This window comes from Mycobacterium adipatum (assembly GCF_001644575.1).
GTDB lineage: Bacteria > Actinomycetota > Actinomycetes > Mycobacteriales > Mycobacteriaceae > Mycobacterium > Mycobacterium adipatum.
Window position 1 is genome coordinate 3,865,284 of record NZ_CP015596.1, and the last position, 13,951, is coordinate 3,879,234.

Consider the following 13,951-nt stretch of genomic DNA (forward strand, 5'->3'; position numbering starts at 1 on the left):
GGCGTGCTCACTCGGCGTCCCCGTCGGGCGCGGGCGCCACGGGTGCCGACGGCATCCGGTCCATCGCGCCCGGCGAGGTGCGCACGGCGTGCAGCCGCTGCGCGAGGGTGACCAGGCTGGCCACGGCCAGCAGCCACATGGCGATGTCCAGCAGGGGCGCCCACCCGAACAACCCGGACAGTCCGGCCCCGGTCAGCGCGATCACCAGGCGTTCGGGCCGTTCGATGAGGCCGCCGTCGCCGCGCAGTCCACTGGCCTCCGCGCGCGCCTTGATATACGAGATGACCTGCGAGGTCACCAGGCAGATCAGGATCGCGACCACCAGTGCGGCGTTGTGCAGGCCGAACGCGGCCCACCAGGCCAGCCCGCAGAAGATCGCGCCGTCACCGATGCGGTCACAGGTGGCGTCGAGCACCGCGCCGAACCGGGTGCCGCCACCGCGTTCGCGGGCCATCGCACCGTCGAGCATGTCAGCCAGCACGAAGAACCAGACGGCCACCGCGCCCCACCACAGCTGGCCGATCGGGAACAGGGTGAGCGCGGCGACCACCGAACCCGCCGTCCCGAGGATGGTGATGCTGTCCGGGGTCAGACCGGTGCGCAGCGCCGCCCTGGCGATCGGACGGGACAGCTTGGTGTACGCCGCCCGCGTCATCAGGTAGAAGTTGCTCACTGGTCGGAGTTCCCCGTCGCTCCGCTCGCCCCGGGCTCGGAATTCCCCGTCGCGGCAGCGTCCAGCCGGTGCCATTCGGTGGCCAGCAGCCGCCGGGTCTCACCGAGCAGCTGCGGGATGACCTTGGACCCGCCGATGATGGTGATGAAGTTGGCGTCCCCGCCCCAGCGCGGGACCACGTGCATGTGCAGGTGCTCGGCCAGCGAACCACCGGCCGAGGTGCCCAGGTTGAGACCGACGTTGAAACCGTGCGGCCGGGAGACGCCCTTGATCACCCGAATCGCCTTCTGGGTGAAGGACATCAACTCGGCGGACTCGTCCACGGTGAGGTCTTCGAGCTCGGACACCCGCCGATAGGGCACCACCATCAGGTGGCCGGGGTTGTAGGGGTAGAGGTTGAGCACCGCGTAGACGCGCTCGCCGCGCGCCACCATCAGGCCGTCCTCATCCGACATCGCCGGGATGTCGGTGAACGGCTCCTTGGACTGCGCCGAACCCGCACCCTTCTTCATCGGCGACTCGGCGATGTAGCTCATCCGGTGCGGCGTCCACAACCGTTGCAGGTGGTCCGGTTCACCCACCCCGATGTCGACGATGCCCTCGCCGCCGCTGTCGCTCACGGATCCACCCCGAACAGCTCGGCGTTGGGGGTGGCGTTCTCACGCCGGGCGATCCAGTCCACGATCGCGTCCACGGCCGCATCGCGGCCGACACCGTTGACCTGGGTGCGATCCCCGAACCGGAAGGACACCGCGCCCGCTTCGATGTCCTTGTCCCCGGCAAGCAGCATGAAGGGCACCCGCTGGTTGGTGTGATTGACGATCTTCTTGGCCATCCGGTCGTCGCTGGAGTCCACCTCCACCCGCACGCCGCGCGAGCGCAATTGTGCGGCAACATCTTCCAGATAAGGCACATGCGCATCGGCCACCGGGACCCCGACCACCTGGACCGGCGCCAGCCAGGCCGGGAACGCGCCGGCATAGTGCTCGGTGAGCACCCCGAAGAAACGCTCGATGGAACCGAACAGCGCGCGGTGGATCAACACGGGACGCTGACGCGACCCGTCGGCGGCGGTGTACTCCAGTTCGAACCGATCGGGCATGTTGAAGTCGAGCTGGATCGTCGACATCTGCCAGTTGCGGCCCAGCGCATCCTTCACCTGCACCGAGATCTTCGGCCCGTAGAAGGCCGCCCCGCCCGGATCCGGCACCAGCGCCAGTCCGGAGGCCTCGGCCACCTCACGCAGCGTGGTGGTGGCCTCCTCCCACATATCGTCGGAGCCCACCGACTTCTCCGGATCCCGGGTGGAGAGCTCCAGGTAGAAGTCGTCGAGCCCGTAGTCCGACAGCAGGTCGAGCACGAAACCCAGCAGCGAGGTGAGTTCCTCGCGCATCTGCTCGCGGGTGGTGTAGATGTGCGCGTCGTCCTGGGTCATCCCGCGCACCCGGGTCAGACCGTGTACCACCCCGGACTTCTCGTAGCGGTACACCGAACCGAATTCGAAGAGCCGCAACGGAAGTTCGCGGTAAGACCGTCCGCGGGACCGGTAGATCAGGTGGTGCATGGGGCAGTTCATCGGCTTCAGGTAGTAGTCCTGGCCGGGTTTGCGCACCTCGCCGTGCTCGTCGAATTCGGCGTCGATGTGCATGGGCGGGAACATGCCGTCCGCGTACCACTCCAGGTGGCCCGAGGTGATGTAGAGGTTCTCCTTGGTGATGTGCGGGGTGTTGACGAACTGGTAGCCGGCCTGTTCGTGCTTGCGCCGGGAGTAGTCCTCCAGCTCCTTGCGCACGATCCCGCCCTTGGGGTGGAACACCGGCAGACCGGACCCCAGCTCGTCGGGGAAGCTGAACAGGTCCAGTTCGACCCCGAGCTTGCGGTGATCGCGGCGCTGGGCCTCCTCGATCAATTCGAGGTGGCGGTCCAGGGCCTCCTGCGACTCCCACGCGGTGCCGTACACCCGTTGCAGGCTGGCGTTGTTCTGGTTGCCGCGCCAGTATGCGGCACTGCTGCGGGTCAGCTTGAACGCCGGGATGAACCGGGTGGTCGGAATGTGCGGGCCGCGGCACAGGTCGCCCCAGATGCGCTCCTTGGTGCGCGGATTGAGGTTGTCGTAGGCGGTCAGCTCGTCCCCGCCGACCTCCATGACATCGGGGTCCCCGGACTTGTCGTCGACCAGTTCCAGCTTGAACGGCTCGCCGGAAAGTTCCTCGCGGGCTTGCTCTTTGGACTCATAGACACGCCGGGAGAACAGCTGGCCGTCCTTGACGATCTTGGCCATCCGCTTTTCGAGCTTGGCCAGGTCTTCGGGCGTGAACGGCTCGGCGACGTCGAAGTCGTAGTAGAACCCGTCGGTGATCGGCGGGCCGATACCGAGCTTTGCCTGTGGGAACAGGTCCTGCACCGCCTGGGCGAGCACATGCGCGCAGGAATGCCGGATGACGCTGCGGCCGTCCTCGGTGTCGGCGGCGACGGCCTCGACGTCCACGTCGATGTCGGGGACCCAGTTCAGGTCGCGCAGCCGGCCCTCGGCGTCGCGCACCACGACGATGGCATCGGGTGCGCCGCGCTCGGGCAGTCCCGCCTCGCGCACCGCCGCCCCTGCGGTGGTCCCGGCAGCGACCCGGAGCAGGGCTGCGGGGGCGGAACTGGCGGCGGCGGTCATCGGTGGATCTCCTAAACGACGAGACGGTGCGGACGAGCTTCCGTGATCGCGACCATGCTATCGGGGGTACCGCCGCGCGAAAGCTAGGACCCGATGCCGATCGGGCTCTTCAGCCAGGCCCAATCGATGCCCGCCCAGCCGGCGACCAGACCGACCGCCCCGAACAGCCACAGGGTGATGACCACGAAGGCGGCGGTGAACAGCGCGCTGAGCGCCTTGACCGCGATGTGCTGGCGGGCGAACCAGGCCATCGCCGCGTCGTAGCGGGCCCGCGCGTGCGCCAACACGACCTGCGCGGCCCGGAACTCGGTGGCCAGGATGCCCAGGCCCAGGAAGACGATGGCCCAGCCCGGCCCCGGGTACGGGATGGCGATGATCCCGACCACCAGCACCAGCGTGCCGATGACACCGACGACGATCCGGTAGGTCAGGTCCGCGACGGGACGGTCGCGGATCTTGTCCCGCCAGCGGGCCCACGCGCGCTTGCGGTCGCCCGACATCATGGCTGCCCCGGCTTGAGCCGGACGAACAGTGCGTCACCCTCGGTCAGCACCACGCCATCGTCGAGCACCCGCCCGCTGACGAAGATCTTGCGTCCGTCGATGCGATCGATTCCGGCGTCCACCTGCAGTTGCTTGCCGATCGGCACGATCTTGCGGTAGTCGATGCCCAGGTGCGCGGTGCGCTGGTACGCGCTCTTGGTCAGCTTGGCGGCGGTGAAGCCGAGCAGCGAGTCGAACAGCAGCCCGAGCACTCCGCCGTGCACGGCGCCGTTGCGGCCCAGGTGATAGCGGCGGAACTGCGCAGTGCCGCCGATCCGCCCGTCCTCGGTGACGTGCAGGTCCACCGGGACCGACATGATGTTGCCGCGGTTGGGCAGGTCCATCCGCCGCCCCGACGGCGAATGCCATTCGTCGGCTTCGTAGGGCGCCAGCAGCGCGGACACCTTCTCGATCAGCGCGGCGGCCTCGGTGATGACCTCATCGGGTGCGTCGGCGGCCCGGGCGTGGTCCTGCAGGGTGCGCACCGCCTCGATGAATCGTCCGTAGTCGGGCCCGCCGCGGTCGGTGGGCTCGGGCGGATTGAATCCGCCCCCTGTATGCGCTGCACCGGTCGTCACACCGTCACGTTATTGCACGGGTGCGATAGTGGCTGGTGTGGATCTGACCTATCCCGAAGTGGGCGCCACCCGGGGGCCACTGCCCCGCGGTTATCAGCACGTGCACGCCGGCGCGGTCATCGGGCACGGGCGGGCGCGGTTCGAGGAGGCCGGCGACGCTGTCCTGCACTGGGGGATGCAGCGCGGCGCCGGGGTGCTGGTCCACGCCGACGGTGACGTCGCCACCGTCGGCGCGGAGGTGAGCGTGGGCTTGTGGCCGCTGCGCGCACCGTGCCGGGTGGTGTACGTGCTGGAGGAAGACGATCGGCGGGGGTTCGCCTACGGCACGCTGCCCGGACATCCGGAAACCGGCGAGGAACTGTTCGCCGTGCGCTACGACCCCGCCGACGGCGCGGTGTACGCCGAGGTGACGGCGTTCGCGCGGCACGCCACGTGGTGGAGCAAGTTGGGCGGACCGCTCACCCGGCTGGCGCAGCGGATCATCACCCGCCGCTATCTGAAGGCGGTTTGACTACCTGCTGCTCTGCAGCAACCGCGCCACGTTCGCCTTGAGTTCGGGAGTACCGAAGGTCAGTTCCTCGGCGGTGGTGGCGTAGTCCAGGGTGATCTGCACCTGGCGTTCCAGCTGCATGTTGAGGATGCGTTTGGTCGATTCGACCGCCTTCTGGGGCAGCTCGAGGATTTTCTTGGCGGCGGCCACCGCCTCGGCGAGCGGATCGGCCACCACGTGATTGGCCAGTCCGAGCTCCACCGCCTTCTGTGCCGGGATGCGCGCCCCGGTGAGCGCGTATTCCTTGGCCTGCAGAATGCTCATCTGCATCGGCCAGACCAGCGGCCCACCGTCGGCGGCCACCAGCCCGAGCTGCACGTGCGGGTCGGCGAGAAACGCCTTCTCCCCCATGTACACCACGTCCGACAGCGCCACCACGCTGCAGCCCAGCCCCACCGCGGGGCCGTTGACGGCGGCGATCACCGGGATCCGGCAACGCACCATGCCCATCACGATCTCGCGGCCGTCGATGATGGTCTTGGTGCGCAGGTCGACGTCCTCGCTGAGTTCCTTGATGTAGTTGAAGTCGCCGCCCGCCGAAAACGCCTTTCCTGCACCGGTGATCACCGCTACCCGCGCGGCGGGGTCCAGGCTGAGCCGATTCCAGATCCGCGCCAGCCCGACATGCAGGTCGTCGTTGACGGCGTTGAGTTCCTCGGGCCGGTTCAGCGTGATGATGCGCAACGGGCCGTCGGCCTCGACCTGGATCTCTGTGGGCATGTCGTACATGTCAAACCGCCATTCTGAGGATTCGGCCCGCGATGATGTTCTTCTGGATCTGCGAGGTGCCGCCCATGACGCTCTGCGAGCGGCTGTAGAGGTAGGTGTTGAACAGGTCGGTATCGGTGGTGCCGGTCTGCGCGAGCACGGCGTGCCCAACGGACTGCTCGACCCAGGTCATCAGCAGTTTGTCGATCGATCCCTCCGGCCCGTGCGAGATCCCGTCCAGCTGTTCGGAGAGCCGGCGTCGCACATGCTGGCGCAAGACGTGCACTTGCACGGTGGCCCAGGCCAATTCGTCACTCGGCGTGCCGCGGCGGGCCAGTTGGTTGACGGTCTTCTCATAACGTGCGGCATACCCCAGGGTGGAGGGCTCACGTTCGTGGCCGACCACGGTCATGGCCAGTGCCCAGCCATCACCCGGGTTGCCGACCATCTGGCTCGCGGGCACCCGCGCGCCGTCGAAGAGCACCTGGCCGAATTCGTTGCTCACGCCGTTGATCATCTTCAGCGGGCGCTGTTCGATTCCGGGCTGGTGCATGTTGATCAGGAACGCCGAAATACCCTTGTGGCGCTTGACGTCCTTGTCGGTGCGGGCCAGCAGCAGGCACCAGTCGGCGACGTCGGAGTAACTGGTCCAGATCTTGTGCCCGTTGATCACGTACTCGTCGCCATCGAGGGTGGCGGTGGTGGTCAGCGACGCCAGGTCCGATCCGGCGCCGGGTTCGGAGAAGCCCTGACACCAGCGCTGCGTACCGTCGATCATGCCGGGCAGGAACCGTTGCTGCAGTTCCTTGCTGGCGTGCCGGCCCAGGCCGGTCACCAGGTACCCCAGACTCGGCCGCGGCGGGGCTCCGGCGCGGGCCAGTTCCTCGTCGACGATCACGTCATAGACCGGGGGCAGCTCGAGGCCGCCGAACTCCTTGGGCCAGGTGGCACCGAAAAACCCTGCGGCGTGCAGGGATTGGTGCCACTCCCCTTGCCGCGCCCAGTACTCCTGCGTCGACTTCGGGAAGTTGGGCGCCTGCTCGGCGAGCCAGGCCCGCAGCCGCTGCCGGAAGGCCAGTTCGGAGTCGGAGTCACGAAAGTCCAACGGAGATCTCCTTCAACGACACCGGCCACAGACCGGTGGACACCAAGACGCGGCGCAGGTAGACATGCGCCGCACACTCCCAGGTGTTGCCGATGCCGCCGTGCACCTGGATCGACGTCTCACAGATGGTGTGCGCGGATTTCGCGCAGTACACCTTCGCGACGCGGGCGGCTTCGGCCGCGACGCCGGGCTCCTCCTCGTCGACCGCCCACGCGGCATAGCGCAGGATGCTGATCGAGCCCTCGATGAGCACCAGGCTCTCGGCGAGCAGGTGCGCCACGGCCTGGTAGGAACCGATGGCCTTGCCGTACTGCTCACGCATCTTGGCGTAGTCGCAGGCCAGGTCGAATGCGCCGCGGGCGGCGCCCAGGATGTCGGCGGCGGTCACCACCAGTGCCAGCGCGTGGGCGCGCTGGGCCTTGTCCTCGTCGAGCGCATCCGCGGGGGTGCGGTCGCCGGCTACCGGTGCCGCCCATCGGGTCAGGTCGACACCGGGGCTCGCTTCTCCCAGGTCGGCGGCGGTGACACGGTCACCGTCGAGCCAGACGCCGCGGCGCAGCCCGCGCGCGTCGGGGGCGATCGCCCCGAAGACGACCGTGGCGTCACCGTGCCCCAGGTCGTCGGCCAGTACCGGCCCGAGGAACGGCACGTCGACCAATCCGCGGCCGAATTCCTCGGCGACCAGGGCGACCTCGACACCGGAGGCGCCGTCGGAGCGCAGCGATCGCCACCCGGTGGCCGCGACCGTCTTCTCCAGGCGCGCGACCCGCTCACCGTCGTCCAATTCGCCGACCGCGCCGGGCCCGAGGTCATCGGCCAGTTTCGCGGCCGCGTCCCGCAGTTGTTGCTGTTCACTGGTCAGCCGAACATCCATGAGAGGAGCCTATCCTTTCTGGAGAATCCGATTCTCATCAGGCCAGAACTTTACTACCAGCCGGAATGATTTCACAGGCCGCCGGGCGCCTCTCCAGCCAAAGCCCAGGCTCGTTCGGCCAGGCCGCGGTAGCGGTCCCGGAACAGATCGGTGCCCGCCCGCGCGTCGGAGGCGTTGCCGTCCAGCCCGCGCCGCCACACCCCGGCCACGATCGAGGCCAGCCGGAACATCGAGAACACCACGAAGATGGGCAGATCATCGGGGACGTCGCGGCCGGCGTGGCGGCAGTACTCGGCGACGAAGGCCGCTTCGTCCGGTATCCCGGTGCCCGCCAGGTCCTCACCCGCCACGCCCATCAACGGATCGTCCGCACCGGGCAGGTGATAGGTCATCGCGGCGTACCCGAGATCGGCCAGCGGGTGACCGATGGTCGCCAGCTCCCAGTCCAGCACCGCGACGATGCGCGGTTCGGTGGGGTGCAACAACACATTGCCCAACCGGTAATCACCGTGGGCGATACAGGCCTCGTCCCCGTCGGGCAGGTGGGCGGGCAGCCACGCCGCCAGCCGGTCCATATCCGCACAGTCTTCGACCTTCACGGTCTCCCAGGTCCTGGTCCACAGCGCCACCTGACGGGCCAGATAACCGTCCGGCCGACCGAAATCCGACAGTCCGGCGGCCCGCCAGTCCACCGTGTGCAGACGCGCCAGCACCCGGGCCAGGTCGCGGTACACCGCCGCGCGCTCGGCGGGGGTGCCGTCGCGCAGCACCCGGTCGGGAAAGACCCTGCCCGGCACGTGCTCCATCACGAAGAACGGCGTGCCCAGGACCGACTCATCGGTGCACATGGCCCGCATCCGGGGCACCGGGACGTCGCTGGCCGCCAGCGCCGACATCACCCGGTATTCCCGGCCGACATCGTGCGCGCGCGGCAGCAAAGTGCCCGGCGGCTTTTTGCGCAGCACGAATTCCCCAGCGGCGCTTCGTAGATGAAAGGTGGGGTTGCTCTGACCACCCTGAAACTGGCGGATCTGCAGCGGGCCCTCGATGCCGTGCACCTGGAGATACCGGACCAGCGCCGCCTCGTCGAAACGGTGCTGAGGCAGGACGTCGACGAGTTCGGGTACACCGGACATCTCGGCAGCGTCTCACATCCGTTAACCCGGCCGACGCTCATTGCGCGCGCGATGTGCACGAACCCCTGACAGACTTCTGTCCATGACCGATCTTGTTGCCAACCCCGCCACCGCCGAACGCGCCCGCACCGGCCTGTCCGCCGACGCCCTGCGCCGGGCGATGATCGACCACGTGCGGTACTCGATCGGCCGCCCGGCCGCCGCGCTGCGGCCCGAGCACTACTACCGGGCGCTGGCACTGGCGGTGCGGGACCGCATGCAGGACAACCGGGTTGCCTCCACCCAAACCTCGCTCGACCTGGGCAGCAAGGTCACCTGCTATCTGTCCGCCGAGTTCCTGATGGGACCTCAGCTCGGCGCCAACCTGCTCAACCTGGGCATCGAGCAGGCGGCCCGCGCGGCGCTGGCCGAGCTCGGCCAGGACCTCGACGAGGTGCTCGCCTGCGAGGAGGAACCCGGCCTGGGCAACGGCGGCCTGGGCCGGCTCGCGGCGTGTTACCTGGACTCGCTGGCCACCCTGGAGCGGCCGGCCATCGGCTACGGCATCCGCTACGAGTTCGGCATCTTCGACCAGGAACTGCACGACGGCTGGCAGGTGGAGAAGACCGACAACTGGCTCGACGCCGGCAATCCGTGGGAGATCGCCAAACCGGATGTGAGCTACCTGGTGAACTGGGAGGGCCACACCGAGCACTACCACGATGACGCCGGGATGGCCCGCATCCGCTGGGTGCCCGGCCGGGTGGTCAAGGGTGTGGCCTATGACACCCCGATCCAGGGGTACGGCGTCAAGACGTGCAATGTGCTGACGCTGTGGAGCGCCCGGGCGGTGCAGGAGTTCGCGCTGGACGCCTTCAACACCGGCGACTACTACAAGGCCGTCGAGGAGGAGGTGAGCGCGGAAACCGTCACCAAGGTGCTCTATCCCAACGACGAACCCGACGCCGGCAAGCGGCTGCGGCTGCTGCAGCAGTTCTTCTTCGTGTCGTGTTCACTGCAGCACGTCGTGCACATCATGGACGATCTGGCCGATGCCTCCCTGCGCGATCTGCCGACGCGTTTTGCGTTGCAGCTCAACGATACCCATCCCTCCATCGGTGTGGCCGAGTTGATGCGCATCCTGGTCGACGAGCGCCGACTGGAGTGGAACGAGGCCTGGGCCATCACCGTGGCCACCTTCGGCTACACCAACCACACCCTGCTGCCGGAGGCCCTGGAGAAGTGGCCGCTGGACCTGTTCGGCGAGAGCCTGCCCCGGCATCTGGAGATCATCTACGAGATCAACAACCGGTTCCTCGACGAGGTGCGCGCGAAGTTCCCCGGCGACGAGGACCGGGTGCGCCGGATGTCGCTGATCGGCGAGGACGGCGCGAAGTCCGTCCGGATGGCGCACCTGGCCACCGTCGGCAGCCACGCGATCAACGGGGTGGCGGCGTTGCACTCCGAATTGCTCAAGGACAGCGTCCTCAAGGACTTCTACGAACTGTGGCCCGAGCGGTTCTCGAACAAGACCAACGGGGTCACCCCGCGGCGCTTCGTCGCGCTGTCCAATCCCGGCCTGCGCCACCTGCTGGACCGCCGGATCGGTGACGGCTGGCTGACCCACCTGGACCGGCTGCGCGGCCTGGAGGACTTCATCGAGGATGACGGCTTCCGGCAGGAATGGCGGGATGTCAAGCGGGCCAACAAGGCCCGGCTCGCCGAATTCGTCCGCGCCGAGACCGGGGTGGACCTCGACCCCACCTGGCTGTTCGACATCCAGGTCAAACGGATCCACGAATACAAGCGCCAACACCTCAACGTGCTCAACATCGTGACGCAGTATCTGCGCATCAAGAACAATCCCGGTATCGACATGGCGCCGCGGGCCTTCATCTTCGGCGGCAAGGCCGCGCCCGGCTACTTCCTGGCCAAACGCATCATCAAGCTGATCACCGCGGTCGGCGACATGATCAACTTCGATCCCGAGGTCAACCGCTACATGAAGGTGGTGTTCCTGCCGAACTTCAACGTGCAGAACGCCCACCTGATCTACCCCGCGGCCAACCTGTCCGAGCAGATCTCCACCGCGGGCAAGGAAGCGTCGGGCACCGGCAACATGAAGTTCATGATGAACGGGGCGCTGACCATCGGCACCCTCGACGGCGCCAACGTCGAGATCCGCGAGGAGGCCGGCGCGGAGAACTTCTTCCTGTTCGGACTCACCGTGGACGAGGTGGAGGCGCTCCAGGCCGACGGCTACCGCCCGTCCTCCTATATCGCCGCGAATCCGGAACTGCGCGCGGTGCTGGACCTGATCGCCGGCGGGCACTTCTCGCACGGGGACACCGAGGTGTTCCGACCACTCATCGACAACCTCACCCACCACGACCCCTTCCTGGTGCTCGCCGACTACGCCTCCTACGTGCAGTGCCAGGATCGGGTGAGCGCGGCCTGGCAGGACCGCGACGCCTGGTCGCGGATGTCCATCCTCAACGCCGCACGCAGCGGGAAGTTCTCCTCCGACCGGGCCATCGAGCAGTACTGCGACGAGATCTGGGGCGTCCGCCCGGTGCATGTTCAGCCACTGGATAATGGGTAAACCGTTGAGCATGGCTACTTCGACACCGCTGGCACCGATCTCCGACGCCGAGGTCACCCTGCTCGACGCCTACTGGCGGGCCGCCAATTACCTGTCCGTGGGGCAGATCTACCTGTTGGACAACCCGCTGCTGCGCGAGCCCCTGGCACCCCAGCACGTCAAACCGCGGCTGCTCGGCCACTGGGGCACCACACCGGGCCTCAACCTGCTCTACGCGCACCTCAACCGGGTGATCCGACAACGCGATACTGACGTCGTCTACATCACCGGCCCGGGCCACGGCGGGCCGGGCATGGTGGCCAACGCCTACCTGGAGGGCACCTACTCCGAGGTGTACACCGGTATCGGCCAGGATGCCGACGGGCTGCAGAAGCTGTTCCGCCAGTTCTCGTTCCCCGGCGGCATCCCCAGCCATGCCGCGCCGGAGACACCCGGCTCGATCCACGAGGGCGGCGAACTCGGGTACGCCCTGGTGCACGCCTACGGCGCCGCATTCGACAATCCGGACCTGGTGGTGGCCGCGGTCGTCGGCGACGGTGAGGCCGAAACCGGTCCGTTGGCGGCGAGCTGGCATTCCAACAAATTCCTCGACCCGGTGCGCGACGGGGCGGTGCTGCCGATCCTGCACCTCAACGGCTACAAGATCGCCAACCCGACGGTGCTGGCCCGCATCCCGGCCGACGAACTGGATGCGTTGATGCGCGGCTACGGCTACGTGCCGATCACCGTCGCCGGTGACGATCCGGTCGACGTGCACCGGCAGCTGGCCTGCGCACTCGATGACGCGTTCGACCAGATCGCGGCCATTCAGCGGGCAGCGCGGGTGGACGGGCAGGTGGGCCGACCACTGTGGCCGATGATCATCCTGCGCACCCCGAAGGGCTGGACCGGCCCCCGCGAGGTGGACGGAAAGAAGGTCGAGGGCACCTGGCGATCGCATCAGGTGCCGCTGGCGCAGACCCGCACCGACGCCGACCATCTGCAGGCTCTCGAGGCCTGGATGCGCAGCTACCGGCCCGAGGAGTTGTTCGACGAGGCCGGGACGCTGCGCCCGGACCTGCAGGCGCTGGCACCCGACGGTGACCGGCGGATGAGCGCCAACCCGCATGCCAACGGTGGGCTGCTGCTGCGTGAGCTCGATCTGCCCCCGATCACCGACTACGCGGTGGAGGTGGAGAACCCCGCGGTGGGCATGGGCGAGGCGACCAGGGTGCTGGGCACCTACCTGCGGGACGTGATCAGCCGCAACGGTGACAACTTCCGGCTGATGGGCCCCGACGAGACGGCGTCCAACCGGCTCACCGCGGTCTTCGATGCGACCGACAAGGCATGGCAGGCAGAACAATCCGCCGACGACGAACATCTGTCCCCGGGCGGCCGGGTGATGGAGGTGCTCTCCGAGCATCTGTGTCAGGGCTGGTTGGAGGGCTACCTGCTGACCGGTAGGCACGGCCTGTTCAGCTGTTATGAAGCGTTTGTGCACATCGTCGATTCGATGGCCAACCAGCACGCCAAATGGCTCGCCAGCACCAATGAGCTGCCCTGGCGCCGGCCGATTGCATCCCTGAATTACCTTCTCACTTCCCATGTTTGGCGCCAGGATCACAATGGGGCCTCACACCAGGATCCGGGATTCATCGACCACATCGCCAACAAGCGGCCCGAGGTGGTCCGGGTCTACCTGCCCCCGGATGCCAACTGTCTGCTCTCGGTGGCCGATCACTGCCTGCGTAGCCGCCAGTACATCAACGTCATCGTCGCCGGCAAGCAGCCGGCGCTGAACTACCTGACCATGGACGAGGCCATTGCGCACTGCACGCGGGGAGCTGGCATCTGGGAGTGGGCCGGCTCGGAGAGCGCGACCGGCGCCCCCGATGTCGTGCTGGCCTGCGCGGGCGACGTCCCGACACTGGAAACCCTTGCCGCAGCCGATATTCTGCGCCGCAGGCTGCCCGGTCTGGCGGTCCGCGTGGTCAACGTGGTGGACATCATGCGGCTGCAGCCGCAGTCCGAACATCCGCACGGCATGACCGATCACGAGTTCGATGCGCTGTTCACCACCGACACCCCGATCATCTTCGCCTACCACGGCTACCCGTGGCTGATTCACCGGTTGGCCTACCGGCACGCCAACCACAGCCAGCTGCATGTCCGCGGATTCAAGGAGCGCGGCACCACCACGACGCCCTTCGACATGGTGATGCTCAACGACCTCGACCGGTTCCATCTGGTGATGGACGTGATCGACCGGGTCGACGGGCTGGGCAGCAATGCCGCGGGTCTGCGCCAGGAGATGGTCGACGCCCGGCTGGCCGCGCGGCGCTACACCCGCGAGCACGGCGAGGACGATCCAGCCATCACCGGCTGGACGTGGGAGCGCTTGGACTGACGGTGCGCCCTGTTTGCCGGGGATGAGCGGATCAGCGCCCCGGCTGTCCACCGAACGGCGGACACAGTCGCCCAATTGTGAGCGCATAGCGCACACGTCGCGGTTCGACGGGGTCGGTACCGGGTGCCCGGCGCGGGCAACTAGGGTGCT

General features: G+C 67.8%; 12 protein-coding genes. 3 read left to right on the forward strand and 9 right to left on the reverse strand.

Features of this window, described 5'->3' with window-relative positions; genetic code table 11:
• Nucleotides 1-7: 7 nt before the first annotated feature.
• The 5 genes from pgsA to A7U43_RS18280 form a co-directional block, all read right to left on the reverse strand.
• Nucleotides 8-673, reverse strand: coding sequence for a phosphatidylinositol phosphate synthase (gene pgsA, locus A7U43_RS18260; RefSeq protein WP_067998139.1), 666 nt, complete (start codon nt 671-673; stop codon nt 8-10).
• Entirely contained in the window at nt 670-1,293 is a 624-nt protein-coding gene (locus A7U43_RS18265; RefSeq protein WP_067998141.1) for an ATP adenylyltransferase, read from the reverse strand. Before A7U43_RS18265 ends, pgsA begins: the two co-directional genes overlap by 4 nt.
• Nucleotides 1,290-3,338, reverse strand: a complete 2,049-nt coding sequence (thrS, locus tag A7U43_RS18270) for a threonine--tRNA ligase (RefSeq protein ID WP_067998143.1) — start codon at nt 3,336-3,338, stop codon at nt 1,290-1,292. The genes A7U43_RS18265 and thrS overlap by 4 nt, the downstream gene beginning before the upstream one ends.
• Nucleotides 3,339-3,421: 83 nt before the next feature.
• Complete coding sequence (locus tag A7U43_RS18275) at nt 3,422-3,841, reverse strand: TIGR02611 family protein (protein ID WP_067998145.1); 420 nt, start codon at nt 3,839-3,841, stop codon at nt 3,422-3,424.
• Nucleotides 3,838-4,458, reverse strand: coding sequence for a PaaI family thioesterase (locus A7U43_RS18280; protein ID WP_067998150.1), 621 nt, complete (start codon nt 4,456-4,458; stop codon nt 3,838-3,840). Before A7U43_RS18280 ends, A7U43_RS18275 begins: the two co-directional genes overlap by 4 nt.
• A gap of 37 nt (nt 4,459-4,495) precedes the next feature.
• On the opposite strand from A7U43_RS18280, the gene A7U43_RS18285 reads away from it, so the two are divergent.
• A complete protein-coding gene (locus tag A7U43_RS18285; protein ID WP_082902199.1) occupies nt 4,496-4,969 on the forward strand; it encodes a DUF1990 domain-containing protein in 474 nt (157 codons plus the stop codon).
• On the opposite strand, the gene A7U43_RS18290 is transcribed toward A7U43_RS18285, so the two are convergent.
• The 4 genes from A7U43_RS18290 to A7U43_RS18305 form a co-directional block, all read right to left on the reverse strand.
• Nucleotides 4,970-5,737 carry an enoyl-CoA hydratase/isomerase family protein gene (locus A7U43_RS18290; protein WP_067998152.1) on the reverse strand — a complete coding sequence of 256 codons (768 nt, stop codon included), beginning with the start codon at nt 5,735-5,737 and terminating at the stop codon, nt 4,970-4,972.
• 1 nt (nt 5,738) lies between these two features.
• Entirely contained in the window at nt 5,739-6,821 is a 1,083-nt protein-coding gene (locus tag A7U43_RS18295; protein ID WP_067998154.1) for an acyl-CoA dehydrogenase family protein, read from the reverse strand.
• The gene (locus A7U43_RS18300; RefSeq protein ID WP_067998156.1) at nt 6,808-7,695 is read right to left on the reverse strand and encodes an acyl-CoA dehydrogenase family protein; all 888 of its coding nucleotides are present in this window, start codon (nt 7,693-7,695) and stop codon (nt 6,808-6,810) included. Before A7U43_RS18300 ends, A7U43_RS18295 begins: the two co-directional genes overlap by 14 nt.
• A 71-nt stretch (nt 7,696-7,766) precedes the next feature.
• Nucleotides 7,767-8,831, reverse strand: a complete 1,065-nt coding sequence (locus A7U43_RS18305) for a phosphotransferase family protein (protein ID WP_067998158.1) — start codon at nt 8,829-8,831, stop codon at nt 7,767-7,769.
• A gap of 82 nt (nt 8,832-8,913) precedes the next feature.
• On the opposite strand from A7U43_RS18305, the gene A7U43_RS18310 reads away from it, so the two are divergent.
• The gene (locus tag A7U43_RS18310; RefSeq protein ID WP_067998160.1) at nt 8,914-11,412 is read left to right on the forward strand and encodes a glycogen/starch/alpha-glucan phosphorylase; all 2,499 of its coding nucleotides are present in this window, start codon (nt 8,914-8,916) and stop codon (nt 11,410-11,412) included.
• A 10-nt stretch (nt 11,413-11,422) separates the two neighbouring features.
• Nucleotides 11,423-13,801, forward strand: a complete 2,379-nt coding sequence (locus tag A7U43_RS18315; RefSeq protein ID WP_231963349.1) for a phosphoketolase family protein — start codon at nt 11,423-11,425, stop codon at nt 13,799-13,801.
• Nucleotides 13,802-13,951 lie beyond the last annotated feature (150 nt).

Bases quoted from the DNA above. Each gene is read 5' to 3' on its own strand.
- thrS (WP_067998143.1), bottom strand. From the start codon at position 3,338: ATGACCGCCGCCGCCAGTTCCGCCCCCGCAGCCCTGCTCCGGGTCGCT.
- A7U43_RS18275 (WP_067998145.1), bottom strand. From the start codon at position 3,841: ATGATGTCGGGCGACCGCAAGCGCGCGTGGGCCCGCTGGCGGGACAAG.
- A7U43_RS18290 (WP_067998152.1), bottom strand. From the start codon at position 5,737: ATGTACGACATGCCCACAGAGATCCAGGTCGAGGCCGACGGCCCGTTG.
- A7U43_RS18300 (WP_067998156.1), bottom strand. From the start codon at position 7,695: ATGGATGTTCGGCTGACCAGTGAACAGCAACAACTGCGGGACGCGGCC.
- A7U43_RS18305 (WP_067998158.1), bottom strand. From the start codon at position 8,831: ATGTCCGGTGTACCCGAACTCGTCGACGTCCTGCCTCAGCACCGTTTC.
- A7U43_RS18310 (WP_067998160.1), top strand. From the start codon at position 8,914: ATGACCGATCTTGTTGCCAACCCCGCCACCGCCGAACGCGCCCGCACC.
- A7U43_RS18315 (WP_231963349.1), top strand. From the start codon at position 11,423: ATGGCTACTTCGACACCGCTGGCACCGATCTCCGACGCCGAGGTCACC.